The organism is Luteibacter sp. PvP120 (genome assembly GCF_054055715.1).
In genome coordinates this window covers 228271-253227 of record NZ_JBSRXP010000004.1, presented here as the reverse complement: position 1 = coordinate 253227, position 24957 = coordinate 228271, and the positions used below count along the sequence as shown (strand labels likewise).

Here is a 24957-nt window from a genome sequence, read left to right as displayed (position 1 = left end):
CCGTCAGGGCATCGCGATCCAGCGACCCTGTTGCCGGATTTCCAGGGGGTGGAAGCGACGCTTGTAGTCCATCTTCGGGTGCCCCGCGATCCAGAAACCCAGGTAGACATAGGGAATGCCGCGACGCCGGGCGAGGGCGGCCTGCTGGAGGATGCCGAAGGTGCCCAGGCTGCGTGCCGCCTCGTCGGGTTCGAAGAACGTGTAGACCGCCGAGACGCCGGTAAGGGCGATATCGGTCACCGCGACGCCGAGCAGGCGGCCCTCACGGCGCATCTCGAGGAACATGGTGGGACTCCACGGCGCGGCCAGGAAACGCTGGAAATCCTCTTCGTCGGCCGTGTCCATGCCGCCGCCGGCATGCCGCGTGCGCAGGTAGCGTTCGTAGAGCGCGTGGCGTTCGGCGGTGAACCCGGGCATCGCCTCACTCACGTCGATATCGGCGTTGCGCTTCAGGCATCGCCGCTGGGTGCGATCCGGCGTGAAGTGTTCCACGTCGATACGGCAAGGCACGCAAGCCTGGCAGGTAGCGCACTGCGGCAGGTAGAGGTGGCTGCCGGCCCGGCGGAAGCCCTTCGCCAGGGCCTGGCCGTAGAGCCGGTCGAGATGGGGCGCCCCCGGATCGATCACCAGGTTCTGTGCCGTCCGCTCGGCGAAATAGCCGCAGGCGTGCGGCAAGGTCTGGAACAGGCGGACGCGATCGGTCATGGACCGATCTTATCGCGTCTATTTGGGGATGTCGGCGGCGCTCAGGCCGGGTGGTAGACCGACATCCAGTGGGTGATCACGCCGGCGGCATCCAGCACCGGTTCCAGTTCGAGTCGACCGTGCAGTACCCCGCCGTCGGCCTTGCGCATCGAAACGGCGATCCGGGCGGCTTCGCCGGCGTCCACCGTACCCGTACGCCGCGCGAGCAGCGCCAGGTCGCCGACCAGGAGGTTGCCGATGATCAGACCCGCCACGCTCTCGGCGCGATGGCCGGTGGCGCGGACGAAGGCGTCGTTGACGAAGACGATCTGGCACTCGCGCCAGTCCGCGTGGCTGGCGTCGGTGATCGCGATGGCATCGGGAAGACGCGCCAGCGAGGCGCGCATCAGCGCGAAGCTTTGTTGGTAATGCTTGCGCTCCATCATCTCGATGAGCACGCGCAGGCCGCGCGCGGAATCCAGGTGCTGGCGCGACCACGGCCGCGAGCGGCCGCGTACGGTCTCCTGCCACGACGAGAAGCTCTGTCGGGGCGACAGGCGCGCGCCGGGGATGACCTCGAGCTTGGTCAGGGCCGGGTTGCCGGCCCAACGCACGTTGCGTACCTGCTCCGCGCGCGTCCAGATCAGCACGTTGTGCGAATCCGCCTGCAGCGGCATGAAGATGATGCCCGCGGCCAGGCTGGCGAACTCGGCCTCGGCCAGTTCGGGATAGTGCCTGCCGATCTCGTCGGTGTTGAGCACGCCCGTGATGCCATCGGCTCCGGTCGGGGTGTCGGAGGTGGCCACCACGTCGCGAATGCGCAGCAGGGCGTCCTCGGCGGGCAGATGGCCGTGGCGGATGACGTGGTTGCCCGAGAAGATGGCCACGCCGTCGGCATCGACCACTTCCAGCAGCTCCGGCGCCAGCGTGGCCAGCAGGTCGGGATCGATGCGGTCGCTTTCGTTGAACGCGGTGATCAGTTTCTCGCGCACGGTCAGCAGCGTGCTCTCCACCTCCACCTTGTCCATTTCCTCGATGGCCGCCACGCGCATGGCGAACGTCCGGGCAACGGCATCGGCCACTTCACGCATGCGATGGTCGGCGAAGAACGGCCGGTAGTGGTGGCACGACACCAGGCCCCAGAGCCGGCCGTTGGTGATGATCGAGGCGACCAGGGTGGCGGTGACGCCCATGTTGCCCAGGTATTCCAGGTGCACCGGCGACACGCTGCGCAGCGAGACGTCGCTCAGGTCCGTGGGGGCTCCGGTCTGCGGGTCGAAGGCCGGCAGGATGGGCGAGGGAACGTAGCGGCAGTCGCTGATCTGGCGGACGCGGTTGCGCAGGTAGAGCGCGCGCGCCTGCACGGGAATATCGGTGGCGGGGTAGTGGAGCCCGAGGTAGGCCTCCAGGTCGTCGTCGCGGGCCTCGGCGATCACCTCGCCGTGCCAGTCGTGGTCGAAGCGGTAGACCATGACCCGGTCGTAACCCAGCGCGCCACGGATGGTGCGGGCGACGCGGGACGCCGCGCGCTGCACGTTGCCGTCGAGTTCCAGCTTGTGCGCGAAGTCGAACGCGATCCGCAGCGGGTCCTCGTCGAAGGCGCTTTCGCGTGGCTCCAGTTCGATCATCCAGCGGGTGTCGTAGGCATGGACGCTGGCATGCCAGCCACCGCGACCGGCGTCGTGCGGGAAGGTCACCGCGACCCAGGGCGTATGCGCCGGGCGCTCGTCGTCGACGAACAGGTCCGAGGGGAGGCCGAGCAACGTGTCCAGCGGGGCACCCAGCGCGGCGGCGAGGTCGACACCGAGCAAGGGGGTCACGTTCTCGCTGACCTGGAGGATCGTCTGCGTCGCCGCATCGACGACGATCAGCATGCCGTGGGGCTGGACGGATCCCGGAATATGGATGGGCTCGCGATCGCAGGCGGTGAGGTCGGGAAGGTCAGACATCGGTGGGTTCCTTCAGCGTCCGGCGAAAACGGGCGAACATCCCTCGTGCGCCATCGACGGCGGCACGGCAGGAGGCATCGTCGGGCAGGTGGGTGTCGAGGAGGTGCTGGAAACGGCGCCATGCGGACGGGGCGTCTTCGCCCACGGCGTAGAAGCGGTGTTCGCGATCCGGGTAGAGCTCGCGCAGGCGGCGTGCGATGAGGCGGCCGCCGAGGGCGGAGCCTTCGACGACGTAGAGTTCGCCCCAGGCGGTGGGGGTGTCGTGGGTTGGATCGCCCACATCGTGGGCTCCTACGGGGGCGCGGCCAGCTTGCGGTACCTCGCGGGGGGGATCGCCCACATCGTGGGCTCCTACGGGGGCACGGCCAGCTTGCGGTACCTCGTGGGGTGGATCGCCCACATCGTGGGCTCCTACAGGGGGGCGGCCGGCCTGCGAATCCTCGCCTGTGTAGGAGCCCACGATGTGGGCGATAGCCAGATCGCCATCACGCCCCGGCTCGCCACGCCCCATCCCCAGATCCTCCCGCAGCAACCCCGCCCGCGACACATACGCCCATCCGGCCCCGGCCGCAGCACCCCGCAACCACGCCCCCCGCTCCGCCTCCCAGGCCTCGAACAGGCCCAACTGCGCACGCAGCAACGCGGCGTATCCCGCTTCGCTAAGCATCCCGTCCATCAGCCGGCGCATGCCGTCCGATGCCTCGGTGTCCTCGTGGTCGTCACGGGTCGCTTCGCGCAACAGCACGTGCGCGGCGCGATGATCGACGGTGTCGTGCACTCAGAGGACCTGCGTGGCCTTGAGGATCACGATCAACATGACGCCCACGACCACGGCCAGCACCATCAGGCGCACGCGGGAGGCCGTGCGCTGGGCCACCGGACGACGGTCCGGATCGCGGTGCATCTGCAACTCTTCCTGGAAGCGGATGACCGGCTCGATGCCCATCTCCTTGAGCAGGGTGCGGGCCTGGGGGAAGTCGTCGGCGCTCTTCACCCACACCTGCGGCCAGCTGTCCCGGTCGGACTGCCGCTGCGAGTAGCTGAAGCGCTGGTAGGTCGGGCGGTTCCAGGTCGAGCGGTTGGTGACAGTCGTCTCGATCGCGTGCTCGGTGAGCAAGGCGACGATCCGGTCGATGTTCTCGGGGCGGGGTGAGGTATAGATCTGGCGCATGGCCGGATTCTACGGGATTGCCGGCCCCGGCGCGCCTCAGTGGGGCGGGGCGACGAGGGCGGCGCGCAGGTCGTCCAGGTGGCCGTCGTTCGGCAGCGGGTCGATGCCGAGCAGGTAGGCCAGCAAGGGATAGACATCGACGTTGGGGAACGGCGCCAGCGTGACGCCGCGGCGGATCGACGGGCCGCGCGCCACGAACAGCGCGCGCATGGTCGGCGCCAGGTTGTCGTAGCCGTGCTCGCCGCGGGACATCGGCACCGTGCGCTTTGCCAGCGCCTCGTGCGAGATGATCGCCCAGCCCGTGTCCGCCATGCAGATCAGGGCGGGAACACGGGGGTGCCTGCCGTAGTTCAGCCGCGGGGGCAGGTCCTGCTTGCGGTAGCAGCGCATGTGCGCATGCGGGCCGAGCAGGCGGGCCTCGGCGGCCGATGCGTCCACCCCCGGCTTCGGGTTGAAGGCGGAAACCACGCCGAAGGCCACCGGGTCCAGGGCGTCCAGATCGGTTTCCTCGTCGGCGAAGACGATATTGCCCACCGGTACGTCGGCCATGCCGTGGTCGGACACCACGACCAGGTTGGTCCGGTCGTACAGCCCGCGGCGGCGCAGTTCGGCCACCAGGTAGCCGAGGGCATCGTCCACCTCGCGCAGGGCAGCGTTCACCTCCGGCGAGTCGGGGCCGAACGCGTGGCCGGCGTGGTCCACGGCGTCGAAATAAAGGGTGTCGAAAGCCGGCTTCGGGCCCGGCTCGTCGATCCACGACAGCAGCTTGTCGACGCGGGCCCGCGAGGTCAGCGAATCGTCGAAGGGAATCCAGTGGTCGGGACGCACGCCGTGGATGGCGGCCTCGGTGCCCGGCCAGAACATGGTGGCCGTGTGCAGGCCATCCTTCTGCGCCGTGACCCAGATCGGTTCGGCATCCGACCACCAGCGGCCGTCGCTGGTCGCAGCATGGTTACCCAGGCTGAACTTGCCCAGCACCGGATCGACCATGGTGTTGTTGACGATGCCGTGGTGGTCCGGCACGCGGCCGGTGACCAGCGTGTAGTGGTTGGGGAAGGTCAGCGAGGGAAACGAGGGCAGCATGTAGGTCGCACGCGCGCCATCGCCGGCCAGGGCCAGCAGGTTGGGCGTGACGCCGCGCTCCAGGTAATCGGGGCGGAAGGCATCGATCGACACCAGCAGCACGGCGGGGCGGTCGGACGCGGCAGGGTGGGTGACGCAACTGGCGAGGACAAGTGTGGCGATCAGCGTGAAGATCGCGGCGCAGCGGGAAAACGTGGCGTTCATGGGGAAAAACGTAGGCTCACTATCGAACAATCCCCCCATGATGGCGGAGTCTCATGACCAATTCATCACGCAATCTCGTGCTGTCGATGCTTTTTCTTGCGATTCCGGTCGCGGCACTCGCCCAGACCCAGCCGGTGAAGCCCGCCGCTGCGCCGCCGCCGCGCCCGCAGGCGGTGATCGCCACGCCCTCGCATACCGAGCAGTGGCAGCGCCAGGTGGATCGCCAGCAGTTGCAGAACGCGCAGAACCAGAACGCGGTACGCCAGCAGCTGCAGCAGAACAACAGCACCATCCAGCGTAACAACACCACCGACCCCGCGATGCGCAATCAGATCGACAATGCGCAGCGCAGCCAGGACCAGCTCAATCGCGCTCGCCAGGACGCGGCGGACCGCCAGTACCAGAACGACTCGCTCAATCGCGGCAGTACCGCGCCGGCACGCACGGGTTCCGCCGGCCGCTGATCCGCTGCAAGCCGCGCCGACCCGACGGGCCGGTGATTGCTGCGTCGCCGCTGGCGGGCAATGGCGTGGCACGCCCATAATCGGGATTCCCCGCATTCCGGAGTTTCCCGATGACGGCTGCCACGCGCATCGACACCACCCGCACCGTGCGCGCCCCGCGCGGCACCGACCTGACCTGCCGCAGCTGGCTCACCGAAGCCGCGTATCGCATGCTGCAGAACAACCTCGACCCCGAGGTGGCGGAAAACCCCGCCGAGCTGGTGGTCTACGGCGGCATCGGCCGCGCGGCCCGGAACTGGGAATGCTTCGACGCCATCCTGCGCAGCCTGCGTGAACTGGGTGATGACGAAACGCTGCTGGTGCAGTCGGGCAAGCCGGTCGGTGTGTTTCCTTCCCACCCGGATGCGCCGCGCGTGCTCATCGCCAATTCCAATCTCGTGCCGGCGTGGGCGAACTGGGAGCACTTCAACGAGCTGGATCGCAAGGGCCTGATGATGTACGGCCAGATGACGGCCGGTTCGTGGATCTACATCGGCTCGCAGGGCATCGTGCAGGGCACCTACGAGACCTTCGTGGAAATGGGTCGCCAGCACTACGGCGGCTCACTGACCGGTCGCTGGATACTCACCGCCGGCCTGGGCGGTATGGGTGGCGCGCAGCCGCTGGCCGCGTCGCTGGCCGGTGCGTCCTCGCTCTCCATCGAATGCCAGCAGAGCCGCATCGATTTCCGCCTGAAGACGCGCTACGTCGACGAACAGGCCACCGACCTGGACGATGCGCTGGCGCGGCTGGATCGCTACGCGAAAGAGGGGCGCGCCGTGTCGGTGGCCCTGCTGGGCAACGCCGCCGACGTGCTGCCCGAGATGGTTCGCCGTGGCGTGCGTCCGGATGCCGTGACCGACCAGACCAGTGCACACGATCCGGTCAACGGTTACCTGCCGTCCGGCTGGACGGTGGAACAATGGCTCGAGCGTCGACGCACGGACCCGGCCGGTACCGCCGCGGCGGCCAAGGCGTCCATGCGCGTGCACGTCGAGGCCATGCTCGCCTTCCACCGGCAGGGCGTACCGACCTTCGACTACGGCAACAACATCCGCCAGATGGCCAAGGATGAAGGGCTCACCGACGCGTTCGCCTTCCCTGGTTTCGTGCCAGCGTTCGTGCGTCCGCTGTTCTGCCGCGGCATCGGCCCGTTCCGCTGGGTGGCCCTGTCCGGCGACCCGGAAGACATCTACAAGACCGACGCCAAGGTCAAGGAGCTGATCCCCGACGATCCGCACCTGCATCGCTGGCTGGACATGGCGCGCGAGCGGATCAGTTTCCAGGGCCTGCCCGCCCGCATCTGCTGGGTCGGCCTGGGCCAGCGGCATCGCCTGGCGCTGGCCTTCAACGAGATGGTCCGCCATGGCGAACTGAAGGCGCCCGTGGTCATCGGACGCGACCACCTGGATTCCGGATCGGTCGCCAGCCCCAACCGCGAGACCGAGGCCATGCGCGACGGCAGCGATGCGGTGAGCGACTGGCCGCTGCTCAATGCCATGCTCAACGTCGCCGGCGGCGCCACGTGGGTCAGCCTGCACCACGGTGGCGGCGTCGGCATGGGTTACAGCCAGCACAGCGGCGTAGTCATCGTGGCCGACGGCAGTGAAGCCGCCGACCGCCGGCTGGCCCGCGTGCTCTGGAACGACCCCGGCACCGGCGTCATGCGTCACGCCGACGCGGGTTATGCCGACGCCATCGATTGTGCCCGGGAGCAGGGCCTCAACCTGCCGATGCTGTAATCAGCGCCCGTTGGCCCACGAGGTCACGTACCGCTCCGGGTAGATCCGCTGCAGGGCCAGCACCTTGGGGCGGTCGTTGATCGCGATGTACATGGCATCCGGGTTCAGGCGCATGTAGTCCTGGTGCTCCGCCTCGGCCAGGTAGAAGCCCTTCAGTGGGGCGACTTCCGTGACGATGCGGCTGGGGAACGCCTTGGCCGCGGTGAGCTGGGCGATGTAGGCCTCGGCCAGTTTCTTCTGATCCGGCGAGTTGTAGAAAATGGCCGAGCGGTACTGCGTGCCGCTGTCGGGTCCCTGCCTGTTCAGCAGGGTGGGGTCCTGCGCCACCGAGAAGAACACCTGCAGCAGCTGGCCGTAGGTGACCTGGGTGGGGTCGTAGACCACCTTGACCGACTCGGCGTGGCCGGTATCGCCCTCGCTCACATCGTCGTAGTTGGCATGCTGCGCATCGCCACCGGCATAGCCCGTGCGAACGCTTTTCACGCCGCGCACGTGCTGGAACACGCCCTCCACGCCCCAGAAACAGCCGCCGGCGAAGACGGCGGTAGCCTCGCCCGAGGCCGGCGTGGCATCCACGGCAGGCGCCGGCAGTCGTACACCTTCGTCACGTGCGGACGCGGCCGAGCAGGCGGTGAGGGCGACGAGCAGCGCGGGCAACAGGGAACGACGAGACATGGCTTTTTCTCCCGGTCGGCATGACCTGATACATGAGACCGGTGTACCCGCGAAAACCTGACAGGATGTGAAGTCCGCCTTCACGTTCGTGTACCTACAGAATCGGCCAGACGCGCCGTTAAGCACCCGATGCGCGTGACACGGTAGAGTCCGCCGCTCGTTCGGCGACGCACCCGACAGGGATCTCACATGCGTCGAGAATACCGTTGAGAAAGGAGGGAAAACGTGGCGTATGACCTGGTAGAACGACGTGTCTTCGTGACCGATCTCGAGATCGGCATGTACGTCAGTCGCCTGGACTGCGACTGGTCGGACACCCCCTTCCCGTTGCAGGGCCTGCCCATCACGTCCCGTGAGGACATCGAATCGCTCAGCCGGTTCTGCAAATACGTGTTCGTGGACACGCAGCGCCACGTCGGCCCGGATCGTTCGCTCAGGCCGCCCAGCGTGGTGGCCAAGGCCAAGCCGGCTGTCGTCGTCCGGCCGGCTACCAGCACGCGCCTGGTCAGCCGCCATGCCTATACCGACACCGCGTCGTTCGACGACGAGATGCCGCGCGCCAGGGCGGCGTACGACACCGTGGCCGATTTCGCGATCCAGATGGTGGATGACCTCCGTCAGGGCCGCCCCGTGGAACCGCAGGCCATCGAGAACGCGGTACGCCCCATGGTGGAAAGCGTCCTGCGCAGTGGCGATGCCTTCTTCTGGATCGAGAGCCTGCGCCGACGGGACGGCTATACCTACCAGCACGCGATCGGATGCAGCACCCTGGCGGCCGCCTTCGGTCGCCACATGGGTTTCGAAGGCGACGCCATCGTCAGCCTGGCGGCGGGCGGCCTGCTGATGGACGTGGGCAAGTCGCAGTTGCCCGAAGAGCTGCTGGGTCGTGATGGCCCTCTCAACGACGACGAATGGGATCTCGCCCGCCAGCACGTCGGCGAGGGTGTCGCCATCCTCGATCATTCGGGCGTCCTCGACGACGAGGTGCGCGACATGGTGCTGACCCACCACGAACGCTTCGACGGCTCCGGTTATCCGTCCGGCCTGGCCGGCACCTCGATCCCCCTGGCCGGCCGCATGGCGGCGATCATCGATACCTACCACGCGATGTCGACGCCGCGGCCCTATCGGGCAGCGGTGTCCCAGCACACGGCGTTGCGCGAGCTGTACAAGGGCCGCGACCATGGGTTCCAGGGCGAGCTGGTCGAACAGTTCCAGGCGTGCCTGGGCGTGTATCCCACCGGCACCCTGGTGGAACTCAACACCGGTGAGGTGGCGATCGTGATGGTGCAGAACCAGTCGCGGCGTCTGCAGCCACGCGTGGCTATCCTCACGCGGCCGGACAAGAGCCACCTCGACGATTTCCTGATCGTGGATCTCATGCGCCAGGTGGATGTGGTACGCCGGGAAATCCTGCGTACGTTGCCGTCCAATGCCTACGGCATCGATCCACGGGAATATTTCACGGCATGAACGAGCGGGCGCACATCCTGCCGGCGGTACAGGCCATCCTCGACAGGTCGTCGGTGGATGCGGGCCCGTGCGCGGTGCTGATCGTGCGCCTGCAAGGCATGCGCGAGGCGCAGCTTCGCTTCGGCTACGACTTCGGCAGCGAGGTGATGCTGGCATCGCGCGAGCGCATCGTGGACGCGGTGCGCCACGTGGACACGGTGTTCGTCGCCGGCGACGACACCTTCGTCGTCGTGCTGCCGATGGTGCGTAACCGCACGCATGCGTTGCTGGCCGCCACGCGTATCGTGGCCGCGTTCGACAAGGCGCTGCTGCGCGGCGAGCGCCCCTGGCACGGGCGCGCCGTGGTCGGCGTGGCCATCCATCCGGACCATGGCGTCACTGCCGAATGGCTGTACCGCCGCGCCGAACTGGCCCACGACGAAGCACTGCGTATCGGCGAAGCCTTCGCCATCTACAAACCGGACGTGACCCCCGTCGAGATCCTCTACGGCGAGCTGCGCGAGGATATCGAGGCCAACCGGCTGCAAGTCGCCTTCCAGCCGCTGCACGACCTGCGCACGGGCGAGATCAGCCGGGTGGAGTCGCTGGCGCGCTGGACCACGGCCGCCCAGGTGGTCGTGGGGCCGAACGATTTCATCCCGTTCGCCGAGCGCAGCGACCTCATCGTGCCGTTGACCCGATGGAGCCTCAACGCATCGCTGCGCCATGCGGCCGCGTTGCATCGGGGCGGCTGTCCGATGGACGTGGCGATCAACCTGTCGCCGCGTGTGTTCGTCGAACAGGGCTTTGCCGAGCAGGTGCTGGGCGCCATCGAGATCTGGGGCGTGCCGCCACAGTCGGTGATCGTGGAGATCACCGAAACGGCCCTGCTCACCGACATGGACATGAGCGTGCGCGTGCTGCGCCGCCTGCGCGACTGCGGCGTGCGCGTGGCCATCGACGACTTCGGCACCGGTTATGCGTCGTTCGCCTACCTGCGCCATTTCCCCGCGACCGAACTGAAGATCGACCGCAGCTTCGTCGACGCCATGCGCGGCGACCGCCGTACCGAGCTGCTGGTGCAGGCCATGATCGACGTAGCGCATCGCCTCGGCCTGGAAGCCATCGCGGAAGGCGTGGAAGACGAATTCACCCTGCGTCGCCTGGTCGAGATGGACTGCGACCTGGTGCAGGGCTACCACATCGGCCGTCCTATGCCCGCCGAAGCCTTCGTCCAGGAACGCCTGGCTGCCGTGGCGATGGTCTGACGCCCTCGCGGCGTGCAACCGTGCCGCCGTGCACCACGATGCCATCGCCACGGCCTACCGTGTCGTTACCCGCCACGCTGCCATCGCCACTTCCTACGGTGCCGCTGTAGGAGCCCGCCCTGCAGGCGACCCCCATCCGCGATAACGCCGATCCAACGCCTCGATCTCCGCGTCCAGCGCCCACTCATCCCCCTCATTGACCACCACATCGTCGGCGATCGCCAGGCGATCCTCCCGCCGCGCCTGCGCCGCAACCATCTTCCGCGCCAGCGCCTCATCGATGCCGTCACGCCGGACCAGCCGCGCGATGCGTGTCGCTTCCGACGCATCCACCACCAGCACACGATTCACCCAGTCGTAGTGCGCCCGGTTCTCCACCAGCAGCGGAATGGACAGGATGCAGTAGGGTCCGGTGTCGGCGTCCGCTGCCGCCCGCAGCCAGGCACGGATGCGCGGGTGCAGGATGCCTTCCAGTGCCGCTCGGGCCGAGGGATCGTCAAACACCCGCTGGCGCATCGCCGCACGGTCCAGCCGGCCGTCCCGGTCGAGCGCGCCGGCACCGAAGACACGCGTCACCTCGGCCAGCGCGGGCGAGCCCGGCTCCACCACGGCGCGAGCCGCCACGTCCGCGTCGTAGGCATGAATGCCGCGTGCCTCGAAGCGTCGCTCGACGGCGCTCTTGCCGGAGGCGATACCACCGGTGAGTGCCACCACGAAGCCGCTCATCGCAGACCCGTGGCGCTCAGGTAGGCCCCGAGCAAGCGGTCGCCCAGCAGCAACCAGACCCAGCCGGCGGCCGCGATGTAGGGGCCGAAGGGGATCGGCACCTCACGCCCATGGCGCCGCAGCAGGATCAGCGCACCGCCCACCAGGGCACCGATGAGGGACGACAGCATGACGATGGGCAGCAGGGACAACGGGCCCATCCAGGCGCCCAGCGCAGCCAATAGCTTGAAGTCGCCATGGCCCATGCCTTCCTTGCCGGTCAGCAGCTTGAACAGCCAGTAGACGCTCCACAGACTGAGGTAGCCGAGCAGGGCGGCGAGGATGGCCGAGGTAGGCTCGACGGGCAGCGGCTGCCAGGCCGGCACCAGGCAGAGGGCCAGGCCGATCCACAGCAGCGGGTAATTCAGCTCGTCCGGCAGCAACTGGGTGCGTGCGTCGATACCGGACAAGGCGATGAGGAAGTAGGTCAGCACCAGGCCGGCCGCCGCGCCGGGCGTCGGCCCGAACCGCCAGACCACCGCGGCGCTGGCCAGTCCGGCCAGCAGCTCGACCAGGGGATACTGGATGGAGATCGGCTCGCGGCAATATCGGCAGCGCCCGCGCAGCAGCAGCCAGCCCAGCAGCGGGATGTTGTCGCGCGCGGCCAGCGGATGCTTGCAGCGCGGGCAGTGCGACGACTCCACCACCACGCCGGGCGGTAGCGGCTCGTCCACCGTGTCCAGTTCCAGCACCTCGCGCGCCTGCCGGCGCCACTCGGCCTGCATGCGTGCGGGCACGCGCAGGATCACCACATTGAGAAAGCTGCCGACCAGCAGGCCGAAGACGCCGGCAAGGCCGATCCAGAGAGCGAGGGGCATGTCGGGCATGGAATATCCGTGGTCAAGAAAAAACCCTCCGCCCGCGAGGGCGAAGGGTTCCTATTGTGCATCGCGCGGCGGGTGCGCGGTCAGACCGTGCCGGCCAGCTTGAAGATCGGCAGGTACAGGGAGATGACCATGCCACCGACGAGGACGCCGAGGATCACCATGATGAACGGCTCGAGCAGGCTGCTGAGGGTGTCCACCGCGGTGTTCACTTCTTCTTCGTAGAACTCGGCCACCTTGAACAGCATGGAATCCAGCGAGCCGGACTCCTCGCCGATGGCGGTCATCTGCACCACCATGTTCGGGAACAGGTTGGTCTGGCGCATGGCCAGCTGCAGCTGGTGGCCGACGGCGATGTCGTCGCGCATCTGCTTCACCGCGTTGCCGTAGACCACGCTGCCGGTGGCGCCCGACACCGCGTCCAGGGCCTCCACCAGGGGTACGCCAGCGTGGAAGGTGACGCCCAGCGTACGCGCGAAGCGGGCAATGGCCGACTTGTGCAGAAGATCGCCGATGACCGGGATCTTCAGCGAGAACCGATCCAGGAAGTGAGCGAACTTCTGCGAGCGGTTCTTGGCGAAGATGAGCGCCGCGACGGAGCCGACGATGCCGCCGATCACCAGCCACCAGTACGACTGCATGAACTTGGACGCCGAGACGACGAACTGCGTGGGCGCGGGCAACTCGGCCTTGGCCTCGGCGAAGGTCTGCTGGAACACCGGCACCACGAACAGCAGCAGGATCATCGACACCAGCAGGGCCACCACCAGCACCATGATCGGGTAGAAGAGGGCTTTCTTGATCTTCTTCTTGATGCCCTCCATCCGCTCCTTGTAGGTGGCCACCGTGTCCAGCACGGTATCGAGCACACCGGCGGATTCACCGGCGTGGACCAGGTTGCGGTAGAGCTCGTCGAATTGCACCGGGTAACGGCCCAGGGCCTCGTGCAGCGACGCGCCGCCTTCGATGTCGGTCTTGACGTCGATCAGCATGTTCTTGAAGCGGACGTTCTTCTGACCCTGCGCGATGATGTCGAAGGCCTGCACCATGGGCACGCCCGAGGCCATCATCGTGGCGATCTGGCGGCTGAAGATGGCCACGTCCTGCGGTTTCACCTTCTTGCCCGAGCCGCCGAACATCGGCTTGGTCCGCTCGCGCACCTGCTGGGGGTTCATGCCCTGGCGGCGCAGCTCCGCCTTGACGAGGGAGGCGTTCTTCGCCTGCATCTCGCCCTTCATGCGTTTGCCGCGCTTGTCCAGCGCGATCCAGTCGTACATGACGAGCGCGCTTACGGCGGCTCGCGCGGCGCCCATGGCGCGCGCATTCTTGCTGGCGGTGGCGATAGCCATGACGCGGTGTTCCCCCGGGTGGATGCTTCAGGTGGCCGCCGCCGTGCGGTCGGCCCCTGCTCTTATTCTAGTTTGAACGGAGCGCCGGGTGGGTTTCTGCCATCTGGCGCACATCTTTACCGGTCTCGTTGGCTGACGAGACCGTCAGTCCTTGGTGACACGGTTGATCTCGGCCAGGCTGGTGACGCCGTTGCGGACCTTGAGCAGCGCGGAGGCGCGCAGGTCGTTGATGCCGGCCTTCTTCGCCACGTCGGCGATCTGCATGGCGTTGCCGCCCTCCAGGATGATCTGCTGGATATCCTCGACCAGCGGCATGACTTGGTAGATGCCCACGCGGCCCTTGTAGCCCTCGTTGCAGCTGTCGCAGCCGACGGCCTCGTAGATGGTGATCCCGGCGTCGATTTCGTCCTGGCTGAAGCCCTCGGCCAGCAACGCCGCCGGGGGCAGCTGGATCGGCCGCTTGCAGTCGTGCAGCCGGCGGGCCAGGCGCTGGGCGATGATCAGGGTGACCGACGAGATGATGTTGTAAGGCGCGATGCCCATGTTCATAAGGCGCGCGATGGTCTGCGGCGCGTCGTTGGTGTGCAGGGTCGACAACACCATGTGGCCGGTCTGCGCAGCCTTGACCGCGATCTCCGCGGTTTCCAGGTCGCGGATCTCGCCGACCATGATGACGTCCGGATCCTGGCGCAGGAAGGAGCGCAGGGCGGCGGCGAAGGTCATGCCGCGCTTGACGTTCTGCTGGACCTGGTTGATGCCCTCGACGCGGATTTCGACCGGGTCTTCCACCGTGGAGATGTTGCGGCCCTCGGTGTTGAGGATGTTCAGCGCGGTGTACAGCGAGACCGTCTTGCCGGAGCCGGTGGGGCCGGTGACCAGCACCATGCCGTAGGGTTTCTCGATGGCGTTCAGGTAGAGGTTTTTCTGGACCTCCTCGTAACCCAGCTTGTCGATGCCCAGCTTGGCCGAGGAGCCGTCCAGGATACGCAGCACGATCTTCTCGCCGAACAGCGTGGGCAGCGTGCTGACGCGGAAGTCGATGGCTCGGGTCTTGGTCAGGTTGAGCTTGATGCGGCCATCCTGCGGCACGCGGCGCTCGGCGATGTCCAGGCCGCTCATGACCTTCAGGCGGGAGGCGATGCGGTTGCCCAGCTTGTTGGGCGCCGTGGCGACGATGCGCAGGATGCCGTCCATGCGCAGGCGCACTCGGTAGATGGCTTCGAAGGGCTCGAAATGGATGTCCGAGGCGCCGCGCTTGATCGCGTCGACTAGCACCTTGTTGACGAACTTGACGATGGGCGCGTCGTCGTTGGCGTTGGCATCGATGCCGGTGGTGACGTCGCCTTCCTCGTCGCTGCCTTCCAGGGCCAGCTCGTCCAGGCCGCCGTCCTCGAAGGCCGGCACCGAGTTGTTCATGGCCGCCAGCGCGGTGTCGATCACCCGGCGCAGCTGGCCGCGCTCGACCAGCACGGGCTCGACCATGTGGTTGGAGTGGAACTTGATCTCGTCCAGTGCGTGGGACTGCATCGGGTCGGCGATGCCCACGAACAGGCGCTTGCCGCGCTTGAACAGCGGCAGCGCCTGGTGCTTGGTGATCAGCGCCTCGGTGACCAGGTCCAGGGGCATGTTGGCCGTGGCCATGGCGCCGATGTCCATGAGGGGCATGCCGAACTCGGCGGACGCCACCTGGGAGAGCTTGGCGCTCTCGACCAGGTGGTGGTCGACCAGCCAGGCGGACAGCGACGATCGCTTCTCGGCGGCATCCTGTACCGCCTTGCGAACGTCGGCCTCGGCCATGACACCCTCGTTGACGAGGCGCCGGGCCATGCCGGTAAGTCCCGCCAGCATGGGGGAGTGCATTTGTGAAGCCATGTAGGGTCCCGTCTTCCCCGAGATATGCGCCTGAATCTACTCTAGATTGTGGGTTTGGTCACCTCCGCGGATGTGAAGTCGCGTGCCCTCCGGCAAGCGCACGACCGGCGTCGGGCCCTCGTTTCGATGCAGGGATATCCCTTATGATTCAACGACCAAAGGGGAGTTCTCTTGAGCCGTATAAGTATCATCCTGCCCGCCAAGAACGAGGCGGCTGCACTGAAAGACCTGTTGCCGCGCCTGACGGCTGCCCAGCCGGGGGCGGAGATCATCGTGGTGGACGACGGGTCGACGGATGAGACGCGTGCGGTGTGTGCGGCGGCGGGGGTTGTGTGTCTGTCTTCGCCTTATTCGATGGGGAATGGGGCGGCGATCAAGCGGGGCACACGGGCGGCGTCGGGGGATATCCTCGTGTTTATGGATGGAGATGGACAGCATGATCCTGCGGATGTGGCGCGCTTGCTTGCGCGCCTTGAGCAGGGGTATGACATGGTGGTTGGCGCGCGCGACTGGGAGAGTCAGGCGGGCGTAGGGCGCGGTGTAGCCAATACGGTGTACAACTGGCTCGCAAGCAGGATGACTGGTCAGACGGTGGCCGATCTCACATCAGGCTTCCGGGTCGCAAGGGCGAGCCGGTTCCGTGAATTCATGCACCTGCTTCCCAACGGCTTCTCGTATCCCACGACGAGCACGATGGCGTTTTTTCGGAGTGCCTACGGCGTTGCCTACGAGCCGATCAAGGCGGCACAGAGAATCGGCAAGAGCCACATCAAGCCGATCAAGGACGGCGTGCGTTTCCTGCTGATTATCTTCAAGATCGCCACGTTGTATTCGCCACTCAAACTCTTCGTGCCCGTAAGCGCCGCCTTTTTTATGCTCGGTTGCGCCAATTACGCGTTTACATACCTGAGCTACGGACGTCTTACCAACGGCAGTGCGCTTATGTGGAGCGCTTCGGTCATCGTTTTTCTTATCGGCCTGATCTCCGAGCAGATTACGGCGCTGACGTACCGGCGCACGGACTGATCCGTGACAGTGGCGAATGAACACGGCGCGGCCTCTGGTAAGCCGACGGTCCTTGTGCTCGCATCCACCTATCCACGCTGGGGAAACGATCACGAGCCCGCATTCGTACACGAGCTATGCCGACGCCTGACCGATCGGTTCCAGGTCATCGCCGTCGTGCCGGACGCACCTGGCGCGGAGCCGTCAGGACGTTTGGATGGCGTCGACGTGATGCGATATCGGTATGCGCCGCGCCGTCTTCAAACCCTCGTCAACGATGGTGGCATTGCAACCAACCTCCGGCGGTCGCGCTGGAAGTGGCTGCTGGTTCCATCTTTCGTGTTCATGCAGTACGTTGCCGCCCGGCGCGTCATGCGGCGCCGTGTTGTCGATGTCGTCCACGCTCACTGGCTGATCTCCCCCGGCGTGGTTGCGCGTGCCGCGTCTGGCCGCAGGCCGTATGTTGTCACGTCCCACGGCGGCGACCTGTTTGGCTTCCGGCCGGCGCCGTTCCGCGCGTTGAAGCGTTGGGTAGCGGCCAACGCAGTCGCCATGTCGGTCGTCAGTGAGGCGATGCGCCACGAGGTCGGATCGCTTCGCCTGCCAGTGTCTCGGGTGGAGGTCATACCCATGGGCGTCGACATCGAAGGGCGATTCGCAAGTGGCCCCGTCTCGGATCGTTCTGCGTCGGAGCTCCTGTTTGTCGGCCGCCTTGTCGCTAAGAAAGGCCTGCGATATCTCATCGAAGCCATGCCCGCCATCGTCCACGCACGGCCGGACGTCATTCTTCGCGTGGTGGGATTCGGTCCTGAACGGGAATCGCTGGAAGCGCTTTCCCGGCAGTTGGGCATGGCATCGCATGTGGTGTTCGCGGGAGCGATGTCGCAGTCCGCGCTGCCGGCGATGTATCGTCGCGCCGCCCTCTTTGTCGCGCCATTCGTGCGCGACTCGTCCGGTGATCAGGAGGGGCTGCCGGTCGCCTTGATGGAGGCGGTGGCCATGGGATGCCCATTCGTTGTTGGTGAGGTTGCCGGTCTGGATGACCTGCTTGGCCCAGAGGCACGTCCCTACCGAGTTGACCCCGCAGCACCGGGGGTGCTTACAACCACTATCCTTGCTTGTCTGGCGGATCCTTCGCGAAGCGCTGCGGTTGCGGCAGCGGCTAAGGTGCGAGCGGCGTCTGTCGTTGACTGGAACGTGATCGCCGCGCGCTACGCGAGTCTGCTGGCCGATGCCCTTGCGGGAAGCCGTCCATGAAGGCGCTCGTCTGCGGCGGGGCCGGCTACATCGGTTCGCACATGGTGCGGGCTTTGCGGAAGGGTGGTCACGATGTCCTTGTTTACGACAATCTCGTGACGGGTCACCGTGAGGCCGTAGGCGATACGCCGCTGATCGAAGCGAGCCTACTAGACACCTCCGCGTTGCTACAGGCCATCCAGACATGGCGGCCGGATGTGGTTTTTCACTTCGCGGCGTTCTCGATCGTCCGCGATTCGGTAGCCGACCCTATTGGCTACTACCGGAATAACGTCGGTGGCACCATCGCGCTTCTCGATGCGATGCGTCGTGCCGACGTGGGACGCATCGTTTTCTCATCAACCGCTGCCGTTTACGGAGTGCCGTCTTCGGTGCGCCTCAGCGAGAATGCCGCACTGTCGCCTATAAATCCTTACGGTTCGAGCAAGCTTGTCGTCGAACGTCTGCTCGGCGAAGCGGCAACGGCGTACGGCTTGCGCTCGGTGTCCTTGCGGTACTTCAACGCCGCGGGTGCGGATCCGGACGGCGGCATTGGCGAGTCTCACGAGCCAGAGACGCATCTGATACCGAACGTGCTTCGCTCCGCCGAGGGCCAGTCGACGCTACAGGTGTTCGGAAATGACTACGATACGCCGGACGGAACGTGTATTCGCGATTATGTCCACGTCAACGATCTGGCGCGTGCACACCTGTTGGCAGCGGAATACCTGCGTGTTAACGGAGGCGCGCATAGCTTCAACCTTGGCACAGGCAGCGGTTGCTCGGTGATGGAGATCATCGACGCCGTGCAGCGGGTTACCGGGCGCGTCGTTCCTTTTCAGATTGTGCCGCGTAGGCAGGGCGACCCCGCCCGGCTGGTCGCGATGGCTGACCGTGCTTACCAGGAACTGGGTTGGTCGCCCGCTCTCAGCGACGTAGACCATCTTGTGGACTCCGCCTGGGCATGGCACCGAAATCGACTTTACTGAGCGACGATAATGGCGAAGAAGCAACCGAAGCTCGTCCTGCGAGAAGCCTGCATTGCGGACGTTTCCAAAACGTGGCCGGGCGGCCGATTCTTCGAGGCTGGCGCCGGCACCGGTCATATGTCTTCCATCTTCCTTGCGCGGGGGTTTACCGGGGTTGCGCATGACCTCGGGGACAGCAGCCGCCTTGAAATGCGCCGCCGATTTGCCGATCGCGGCGCGCACATGCGGATCGTGGATCGAATCGACGAGATCGAAGACGATTCCATGGATTACCTATTGGCGTTCGAAGTGCTAGAGCACATCGACAATGATCGCGAGGTTCTTCAAGGCTGGGCAAAGAAGCTTCGCCCAGGCGGGCGCATTCTCGTGTCTGTGCCAGCGCATCAACGTAAATTCGGACCTTCCGATACGATGGTCGGGCACGTTCGCCGATATGAACGGAGCGAGATGCGGGCTTTGCTAGAAGCCAGTGGCTTTGCTGACATTCACCTGATCAACTACGGCTGGCCCGTCACCGAACTGACCCGACGGGTTTCCAATCGGCTGATCGATGGGAGGGAGGACGATTTTGCCGGCCTTTCCGCAGAAGAACGGAGTGTGCGCAGCGCACAGGCCAAGCCGCGTGTCATTGATCGCGTGCTGCGCGTCGTCGGCGGAAACGTCTTCATTCCGTTTACGTGGCTACAGCGATTGTTCTATCGATTCGACCTTGGCGACGGCATCGTCGCATGGGCCCGGCGTCGCTAGGTTTTTGTTTTCACCAAACGCGAAATGAGCGGCGCCAGGCGCCCCATCACGGCGGACCAGTCATCGATCGGGATATCCACGACATCGGGCCGGTCGATCTGCTCCCGTATACACGCGGCCAACGACGCGGGGTTTCCGGGACGGTAGAGGAGTCTCGGATGGTCGTCGAGGAGGTCGCTCATCGCACCGACATCAGACGCTACAACGGTCGTTCCGGTCGCCAGGATCTCGTAAGCTTTCTGCGGAAAGCAGTAGCGGCCGAACGGCGTGTCCAGGACGCAAATCGTGGCGACATCTAGCGCGCTGAACAACAGTGCGATGCGATTGTGCGGCTGCTGACCGAGATAGTGAACCCGTGGCCCGGTGGGGAGGTTGATGCTGCCGTCCAGGGGGCCCGCAAGTACGAGGTGAAAGCGCGGGTCCTCACGTAACAGCGCCCAGGCGTCGAACAGTTCGCCGATGCCCTTGCTCCGATGCAGGCCGCCGGCCGTCCCAATGAGGATGGCGTCGGCCGGGAGGCCCAGCTCGGCACGGCTCGCCGCTTTGTCATGCGGTCGGAAGACGGTCTTGTCGATAGTGCTCGGTACAGGCTCGACGCGTCCGTGGGGGCGATACGTCTCAGCAACGTAGCGGGCTAATGCTGTGCTCGTGGTGGTCACCAGATCGGCTGACTTCGTTGCACGACGGAGCGCGCCGACCATGCCGGGCAGCCGAGCTTGCCCGAATGCTTCGAAGTTGTCGTAAAGGTCGACGACGAGCGGTGTTTTCAGGCGATTCGCGAGATTAGCGGCAAGGACGATATTAGGAATATCGGACGCGCCTACGACTACGTCCGGCATGAACGCCCTAAGATCGGAAAGCACTCTCGCCGGGTAGGCCAGTAGCCCGGTGATCCAGGGAAAGCGCAATCCGCGCGCCTGGAAACGCAAGCGACCCGGTCCCGCGGCATGTTCCCAGATACCATCGGTCTGGCCCTGGTAACCGACACACTCCACGAAGACGTCGTGACCCAACAGCGCGAGCTGTCGTGGAAATTCATAGAGCCGGGCATAACGGTCGTCGACGACGTCCTTGCCCATGTAACGGCGCTTGCAAAGGAAGGCGATGCGCACGGGTCAGCCGATAAGGGAGCGGGCGGCCGTTAGGGCGGCGCCAACGACCTGGTCCATGTTGTAGTAGCGATATTGGGCCAGGCGACCCACGAAGGTGACGCCTGCTTCCTCTTTCGCCAGTGCTTCGTAACGCTTGAAGAGCGCTTCGTTCTCGTTACTGGGTACGGGATAGTAAGGGTCGCCTTCCGCCTCTGGATACTCGCGGACGATGGACGTGCCCGCATGCTCCTGACCCGTCAGGTGCTTGAATTCGGTAATGCGCGTATAGGCGTGGTCGTTCGGATAGTTGACCGTGCCGACCGCCTGGAACCGTGAAACGTTCGGAAGGAACTCGTGTTCGAACCGCAGCGAGCGATAGGGGAGGCGGCCGTGCCGGTACTCGAAGTAGGCATCGACGGGGCCGGTGTAAACGACATGGTCGGCAGCCACTCGCTCGCGGACCGCCGAGAACTCGACGCCGAGTTCAATCGTGATCGACGGATGGTCGAGCATTCGCTCAAACATTCGCGTATATCCGTCTGCTGGCATGGCCTGGAAGGTGTCGGTAAAGTAGCGGTCGTCACTGTTCGTACGGACCGGGATGCGGGCAGCCACGCCGGCCTTCAGTTCCGACGGATCCATTCCCCACTGCTTGCGCGTGTAGTTGAGGAAGAACTTCTCGTACAGGTCACGACCGACGCTGTTCAGGACGACGTCTTCGCTGGTGGCGACCGGGTCGCGCGGTTCGCGCACGCGTTCGAAGAATGCTGCCGCACCGGCCTCGTCCAGCTCCAGGCCGTACAACCGGTTGAGCGTGTCGCGATTGATCGGAAATGGGTACGCGACACCGTCAACGACGCCGAGGACGCGGTGCTCATAGGAGCGCCACTCCGTAAACCGCGACAGATACTCCGCAATGCGTGCGCCGTTGGTATGGAAGATGTGCGGTCCGTAACGATGAACCAGGATGCCGTGACTGTCGTATTCGTCATAAGCGTTGCCAGCCACATGCGGGCGACGATCGACGATATGTACGGTATGGCCGGCATCAGCCAGTTCGCGCGCGACGACAGACCCGGCGAAACCCGCTCCAGCGATCAGAAACTTCATCGTCTTTGTATCTCGGGTCACGGATTGATGTTCCATTGTTTGTGCCGCGCGCCTTTGCGTCCGCGCAGGCCGTCCAACGTACCTGCCAGGAACGCCCAAGTTTGGCGGCCCCGGTGCTTCTCATTGATCATGCAGGCCGCCCATCGCATGACAGTACCCGGGATCGTTTCAGTATAAAGGCGTCCACCGTAGTACTCGCGGGCGATCAGTAGCCTGTTTCGTGTGTCGTAATAACGTTTCCATGGTGCCAGTCGCAAGCAAGCAAGGCGTCTGCCTAGTGCCCAGGCGTGGTAGACCTCGGCGCGCGGATGTTCGATCCGACTGTCGCCGATGGCAAATATCTGTGCGCCGGCGCGCTGCGCACGCATGCAGTACTCGACGTCATCGGCGGCAATGAAGTAGCCCGCGTCCGGCAGCCCGATCCGGCGGACCAGCTCGCGATGCACCATCAGTCCAAGGAACGGCAGGAACCGAACCGGGGCCACGTCGCGGAGGTCGGCCGTCAGGGCGACATCGCGCGGGGGATCTTCGTCGACGACCGTGAGGATCCAAGATGTTTCGTGGCCACGGACGGCAACGGATCCATAGACCTGGGAAGGATCCGTGGCGTGTCGCGCCAGTGCCTCGAGTGCGCCTGGGTGGGGCTCCGCGTCGTCATCCATGATCCATACCCAGTCATAGCCGGCTTCGGTCGCCAGGCGCATGCCTTCGGAGAATCCGCCTGCTCCGCCCGTATTGGAAGCGAGACGATGGTAGTGCACTTGGGGATATGCTTCGGCGAGCGCGTGCATCCGGGAGCCGGTGTCGTCCGTCGACGCGTTGTCGATGACCCATACCCGGTCTGGAGCGGCGGTTTGCGAGAGCATCGCCGCAACACAGCGCTCCAGCAGCGCGGCACGGTTGAAGGTGACGATAACCGCGCATACGCTCATGTGTCACTCCATGCGTCGCGTCCGAAGCTGGCGGGATCGATCGCCGCGAATTCAGGAAGAAGAGCCATCATGGCGCGTTCCTGGGGATAGAAGGAAAAATGGCCGGCGAAGACATTCGTCAGGTAGAACATGGGCCGCGATGCGAGCATGCACGCCGCACAGATGCCTGTCTCGTCGACGCCGAGGACGCCCTGGCGCCAGGCCGACGTAAAACCACCGAAAGCCTGCCAGAAGTCGCGTTCGAAATAGATGGCGCCGATGCTGAAACGTGTACCTATCATCCTTGCATGTTCAAGGGGAGTGGTGCCGCTGCCGGAAACCCGTGCCGCAACGTCGTCTAAAGGAAGGCTTCGGCGCCACAGCCATTCGGCCGCTTTTGGATCGTAATGGGCATGCACGCCGTCGCTCGCCTGGCGAATCTCCCCAAACGTGTCGCGATACGCGTGTGTCGCCTCGATTTTCTCGAGAAATCCAGCATAGGAAACGCCGTTGACGTTGAGCATGGGCGCGCAGAAACCTGGGCGGTGCAGCCCTTGGTCGGCCAGGGCGTCATACCCCTTGATCAGGTCGTCGAAGAAGCCCCGGGCCACGAAAACGTCTTCGTCCAGCTTGAACCAGCGTGTGGCCGCCGGATGGGCATCGATGACCTTGTTGAGGGCAAGTCCGGTCTTGTTCGCGGACGTCGTGAGATAGGTCCACCCATAGGCCTTGCACAACTCGGCGAGTTCGGGCACATGCTTGCCCGCCGTGGTAACGCAGACCTCGGCGTAAGGCGGGGCGTACTTACGGATGCGAGCCAGTGTCAATGGCCAGAGTGACGGCTTATAGCCGGCCAGAATGACAATGCCGACGTCGAGCCCCTTGGGGTCGCCTTGTAAATGAAAGCTGCCGTGATGGTCGCGCCACCTGCGGAGAGTTGACTCGATACCCGCGAAAAGCTCCTGCGTGGCACGGGATGCGGCACCACGCCAGCCGTAGTTGCCGACGCTTCGCTTCAGTTTCGACGTGAATGGCGCCTTCATGCACTTTTTCTCAGTCGGTTGACTACAACGCCGAGTGCCACGGTCACCAGGCATTCGATGCCGACGTAGGCCCAGGCTCCGCCGATGGCCCCGTAATAACGGCCAGCAAACATGAATGAGATCACATGAGCCGGGGCGGCGGCGACCGTGATGACGGTGACGAACCGCTCCTTCCCCCTGGCTATCAAGTATTGCACGGCGAGCAGGTTGCCCGCTGTAATGATGGCCACGTTGGCGGACAGGATCTGGGTGGTCGAGATCGCACCCAGGAAGGCACTTCCGCTCAGCAAACGCACAGCCAGCGGTGCAAGAACCACCAGGCCGATGAAGATGGCAACGCTGACGGCAAGTGTAGCGATAGCAGCGCGCCACAGGTTCTTTCGCGTGACCGTGGAGCTACGCTCGCCTTCGGCCGCGTAGGGGTACATGGCAACCAGAATGGGTTGGACCGCATTTTTGGCTGCGCGCACGATGCGCTCGCCCAGCGCGTAGTCGGCTACCTGGGTCGATGACGTCACCAGTCCAAGGAGGAACGGGTTGAATGATGAATAGACTCCCGCGCTGAGGGAAACCATGAAGAGCGGGAAGCCTTCGCGGAACCGTGCCAGAACATCACGCGGATCAAAATAGGGACGTCCAGGGCTCAATTTCAGATATTGATACAGCAGTAGGACGATGGCAGCCAGCAAGGGCATGCCGAGCTGTATGAGCGCCGCGTGGTTGAAATCGGCAGGTGTCCTGACGAACGCGAACATGGCCAGGAGCGAGGCGAATGATGTTCCTGCGCTTACAGCCGCGACCGCGACCGTCTGGCGGATGGCAATGTAGTACCAGGCAGGCGACAGGGCCGCGCCCAGAACGGGCAGCCAGGTTGCAAAAACCAGAAGCATCGTCGCCCTGGCCGGGATGGCGGATGCCGTGGCGGCGAGCATGATCGTCGCCGGAAGCAGAAGCAGCAACTTGGCCCAGGTGGTCGACCAAAAAATGGACGACCTTCGCTCGCTTGATTCGGTCTGGTTCACGGCCCGAATAGACGAATATCCAAACCCGTACTCGACGAAGAGCGTCAGCAACGCTGCGAGCGCTTGCCAGAATGACAGTGTCCCATAGCGGTCCGGCCCAATCGCGCGCGTGACAATAGGAAGAACGAGAAGAGGAAATACGTATTGCATGCCCTGGATGGCGTAAAGGGCAAATACACTTGACACTACTCTCCTGGCAGACATATTCACGCCCCATTGCACGTTGGCGAGAAGGCCAAACAAGTGTGAGATCCGACATCTG

23 protein-coding genes are annotated in these 24957 nt (G+C 65.1%); 8 read left to right on the top strand and 15 right to left on the bottom strand.

Annotated features, from left to right (window positions below; genetic code table 11):
• Positions 1-3 precede the first annotated feature (3 nt).
• From ACVKN3_RS10515 to ACVKN3_RS10495, 5 genes are read right to left on the bottom strand one after another with little or no spacing between them, the layout of a single operon-like run.
• Positions 4-705, bottom strand: a complete 702-nt coding sequence (locus ACVKN3_RS10515) for an arginyltransferase (protein ID WP_354515218.1) — start codon at positions 703-705, stop codon at positions 4-6.
• Positions 706-746: 41 nt separating this feature from the next.
• Complete coding sequence (locus ACVKN3_RS10510) at positions 747-2633, bottom strand: GAF domain-containing protein (RefSeq protein ID WP_354515216.1); 1887 nt, start codon at positions 2631-2633, stop codon at positions 747-749.
• Entirely contained in the window at positions 2626-3411 is a 786-nt protein-coding gene (locus tag ACVKN3_RS10505) for a biliverdin-producing heme oxygenase (protein ID WP_354515214.1), read from the bottom strand. The genes ACVKN3_RS10510 and ACVKN3_RS10505 overlap by 8 nt, the downstream gene beginning before the upstream one ends.
• The gene (locus ACVKN3_RS10500) at positions 3412-3804 is read right to left on the bottom strand and encodes a putative signal transducing protein (RefSeq protein ID WP_036140358.1); all 393 of its coding nucleotides are present in this window, start codon (positions 3802-3804) and stop codon (positions 3412-3414) included.
• 36 nt (positions 3805-3840) lie between these two features.
• On the bottom strand, positions 3841-5091 hold the full coding sequence (locus tag ACVKN3_RS10495) for an alkaline phosphatase family protein (RefSeq protein WP_354515211.1): 1251 nt from the start codon (positions 5089-5091) through the stop codon (positions 3841-3843).
• A 53-nt stretch (positions 5092-5144) separates the two neighbouring features.
• On the opposite strand from ACVKN3_RS10495, the gene ACVKN3_RS10490 reads away from it, so the two are divergent.
• Both ACVKN3_RS10490 and hutU read left to right on the top strand, forming a co-directional pair.
• Positions 5145-5555, top strand: a complete 411-nt coding sequence (locus ACVKN3_RS10490) for a hypothetical protein (protein ID WP_285404469.1) — start codon at positions 5145-5147, stop codon at positions 5553-5555.
• A 110-nt stretch (positions 5556-5665) separates the two neighbouring features.
• On the top strand, positions 5666-7336 hold the full coding sequence (gene hutU / locus ACVKN3_RS10485; protein WP_354515209.1) for a urocanate hydratase: 1671 nt from the start codon (positions 5666-5668) through the stop codon (positions 7334-7336).
• Here hutU and msrA read toward each other — a convergent pair whose 3' ends face one another.
• A complete protein-coding gene (msrA, locus tag ACVKN3_RS10480; RefSeq protein ID WP_285404473.1) occupies positions 7337-8011 on the bottom strand; it encodes a peptide-methionine (S)-S-oxide reductase MsrA in 675 nt (224 codons plus the stop codon).
• A gap of 258 nt (positions 8012-8269) precedes the next feature.
• On the opposite strand from msrA, the gene ACVKN3_RS10475 reads away from it, so the two are divergent.
• Complete coding sequence (locus ACVKN3_RS10475) at positions 8270-9484, top strand: HD-GYP domain-containing protein (protein ID WP_354515207.1); 1215 nt, start codon at positions 8270-8272, stop codon at positions 9482-9484.
• On the top strand, positions 9481-10731 hold the full coding sequence (locus tag ACVKN3_RS10470; RefSeq protein ID WP_354515205.1) for a putative bifunctional diguanylate cyclase/phosphodiesterase: 1251 nt from the start codon (positions 9481-9483) through the stop codon (positions 10729-10731). Before ACVKN3_RS10475 ends, ACVKN3_RS10470 begins: the two co-directional genes overlap by 4 nt.
• A gap of 93 nt (positions 10732-10824) precedes the next feature.
• Here the strand turns inward: ACVKN3_RS10470 and coaE are convergent, their stop codons facing one another.
• The 4 genes from coaE to pilB form a co-directional block, all read right to left on the bottom strand.
• The gene (gene coaE, locus ACVKN3_RS10465) at positions 10825-11457 is read right to left on the bottom strand and encodes a dephospho-CoA kinase (protein WP_354515203.1); all 633 of its coding nucleotides are present in this window, start codon (positions 11455-11457) and stop codon (positions 10825-10827) included.
• Complete coding sequence (locus ACVKN3_RS10460; RefSeq protein ID WP_354515201.1) at positions 11454-12323, bottom strand: prepilin peptidase; 870 nt, start codon at positions 12321-12323, stop codon at positions 11454-11456. Before ACVKN3_RS10460 ends, coaE begins: the two co-directional genes overlap by 4 nt.
• 80 nt (positions 12324-12403) lie before the next feature.
• The gene (locus tag ACVKN3_RS10455; RefSeq protein ID WP_354515199.1) at positions 12404-13669 is read right to left on the bottom strand and encodes a type II secretion system F family protein; all 1266 of its coding nucleotides are present in this window, start codon (positions 13667-13669) and stop codon (positions 12404-12406) included.
• A gap of 144 nt (positions 13670-13813) precedes the next feature.
• Positions 13814-15541, bottom strand: coding sequence for a type IV-A pilus assembly ATPase PilB (pilB, locus tag ACVKN3_RS10450; protein WP_354515197.1), 1728 nt, complete (start codon positions 15539-15541; stop codon positions 13814-13816).
• A 171-nt stretch (positions 15542-15712) separates the two neighbouring features.
• Between pilB and ACVKN3_RS10445 the strand changes: the two genes are divergently transcribed.
• From ACVKN3_RS10445 to ACVKN3_RS10430, 4 genes are read left to right on the top strand one after another with little or no spacing between them, the layout of a single operon-like run.
• Positions 15713-16567 carry a glycosyltransferase family 2 protein gene (locus ACVKN3_RS10445; RefSeq protein ID WP_354515195.1) on the top strand — a complete coding sequence of 285 codons (855 nt, stop codon included), beginning with the start codon at positions 15713-15715 and terminating at the stop codon, positions 16565-16567.
• Positions 16568-16570: 3 nt separating this feature from the next.
• Positions 16571-17803: a glycosyltransferase gene (locus tag ACVKN3_RS10440; protein ID WP_354515193.1), complete on the top strand. Its 1233-nt coding sequence runs from the start codon at positions 16571-16573 to the stop codon at positions 17801-17803.
• Positions 17800-18771, top strand: coding sequence for a UDP-glucose 4-epimerase GalE (galE, locus tag ACVKN3_RS10435; protein ID WP_354515191.1), 972 nt, complete (start codon positions 17800-17802; stop codon positions 18769-18771). The genes ACVKN3_RS10440 and galE overlap by 4 nt, the downstream gene beginning before the upstream one ends.
• Before the next feature lie 9 nt (positions 18772-18780).
• On the top strand, positions 18781-19518 hold the full coding sequence (locus ACVKN3_RS10430) for a class I SAM-dependent methyltransferase (RefSeq protein ID WP_354515189.1): 738 nt from the start codon (positions 18781-18783) through the stop codon (positions 19516-19518).
• On the opposite strand, the gene ACVKN3_RS10425 is transcribed toward ACVKN3_RS10430, so the two are convergent.
• The 5 genes from ACVKN3_RS10425 to ACVKN3_RS10405 are packed head-to-tail and all read right to left on the bottom strand — an operon-like array spanning position 19515 to position 24938.
• A complete protein-coding gene (locus ACVKN3_RS10425; protein ID WP_354515187.1) occupies positions 19515-20630 on the bottom strand; it encodes a glycosyltransferase family 4 protein in 1116 nt (371 codons plus the stop codon). The two genes, ACVKN3_RS10430 and ACVKN3_RS10425, sit on opposite strands and share 4 nt — an antisense overlap.
• Before the next feature lie 3 nt (positions 20631-20633).
• Positions 20634-21755: a UDP-galactopyranose mutase gene (gene glf, locus ACVKN3_RS10420; protein WP_456991707.1), complete on the bottom strand. Its 1122-nt coding sequence runs from the start codon at positions 21753-21755 to the stop codon at positions 20634-20636.
• Positions 21737-22651 (bottom strand): glycosyltransferase family 2 protein, encoded by a 915-nt coding sequence (locus tag ACVKN3_RS10415; protein WP_354515183.1) that lies wholly within the window; start codon positions 22649-22651, stop codon positions 21737-21739. Before ACVKN3_RS10415 ends, glf begins: the two co-directional genes overlap by 19 nt.
• Positions 22648-23673 (bottom strand): hypothetical protein, encoded by a 1026-nt coding sequence (locus ACVKN3_RS10410; protein ID WP_354515182.1) that lies wholly within the window; start codon positions 23671-23673, stop codon positions 22648-22650. The genes ACVKN3_RS10415 and ACVKN3_RS10410 overlap by 4 nt, the downstream gene beginning before the upstream one ends.
• Positions 23670-24938 (bottom strand): oligosaccharide flippase family protein, encoded by a 1269-nt coding sequence (locus ACVKN3_RS10405; RefSeq protein WP_354515180.1) that lies wholly within the window; start codon positions 24936-24938, stop codon positions 23670-23672. Before ACVKN3_RS10405 ends, ACVKN3_RS10410 begins: the two co-directional genes overlap by 4 nt.
• Between the last annotated feature and the right edge of the window lie 19 nt (positions 24939-24957).

Excerpts from the sequence above, each read along its gene's own strand:
- ACVKN3_RS10515 (WP_354515218.1), bottom strand. The coding sequence starts at position 705 with ATGACCGATCGCGTCCGCCTGTTCCAGACCTTGCCGCACGCCTGCGGC.
- ACVKN3_RS10510 (WP_354515216.1), bottom strand. The coding sequence starts at position 2,633 with ATGTCTGACCTTCCCGACCTCACCGCCTGCGATCGCGAGCCCATCCAT.
- ACVKN3_RS10500 (WP_036140358.1), bottom strand. The coding sequence starts at position 3,804 with ATGCGCCAGATCTATACCTCACCCCGCCCCGAGAACATCGACCGGATC.
- ACVKN3_RS10495 (WP_354515211.1), bottom strand. The coding sequence starts at position 5,091 with ATGAACGCCACGTTTTCCCGCTGCGCCGCGATCTTCACGCTGATCGCC.
- ACVKN3_RS10490 (WP_285404469.1), top strand. The coding sequence starts at position 5,145 with ATGACCAATTCATCACGCAATCTCGTGCTGTCGATGCTTTTTCTTGCG.
- hutU (WP_354515209.1), top strand. The coding sequence starts at position 5,666 with ATGACGGCTGCCACGCGCATCGACACCACCCGCACCGTGCGCGCCCCG.
- msrA (WP_285404473.1), bottom strand. The coding sequence starts at position 8,011 with ATGTCTCGTCGTTCCCTGTTGCCCGCGCTGCTCGTCGCCCTCACCGCC.
- ACVKN3_RS10470 (WP_354515205.1), top strand. The coding sequence starts at position 9,481 with ATGAACGAGCGGGCGCACATCCTGCCGGCGGTACAGGCCATCCTCGAC.
- coaE (WP_354515203.1), bottom strand. The coding sequence starts at position 11,457 with ATGAGCGGCTTCGTGGTGGCACTCACCGGTGGTATCGCCTCCGGCAAG.
- ACVKN3_RS10460 (WP_354515201.1), bottom strand. The coding sequence starts at position 12,323 with ATGCCCGACATGCCCCTCGCTCTCTGGATCGGCCTTGCCGGCGTCTTC.
- ACVKN3_RS10455 (WP_354515199.1), bottom strand. The coding sequence starts at position 13,669 with ATGGCTATCGCCACCGCCAGCAAGAATGCGCGCGCCATGGGCGCCGCG.
- pilB (WP_354515197.1), bottom strand. The coding sequence starts at position 15,541 with ATGGCTTCACAAATGCACTCCCCCATGCTGGCGGGACTTACCGGCATG.
- galE (WP_354515191.1), top strand. The coding sequence starts at position 17,800 with ATGAAGGCGCTCGTCTGCGGCGGGGCCGGCTACATCGGTTCGCACATG.
- ACVKN3_RS10430 (WP_354515189.1), top strand. The coding sequence starts at position 18,781 with ATGGCGAAGAAGCAACCGAAGCTCGTCCTGCGAGAAGCCTGCATTGCG.
- glf (WP_456991707.1), bottom strand. The coding sequence starts at position 21,755 with ATGGAACATCAATCCGTGACCCGAGATACAAAGACGATGAAGTTTCTG.
- ACVKN3_RS10415 (WP_354515183.1), bottom strand. The coding sequence starts at position 22,651 with ATGAGCGTATGCGCGGTTATCGTCACCTTCAACCGTGCCGCGCTGCTG.
- ACVKN3_RS10410 (WP_354515182.1), bottom strand. The coding sequence starts at position 23,673 with ATGAAGGCGCCATTCACGTCGAAACTGAAGCGAAGCGTCGGCAACTAC.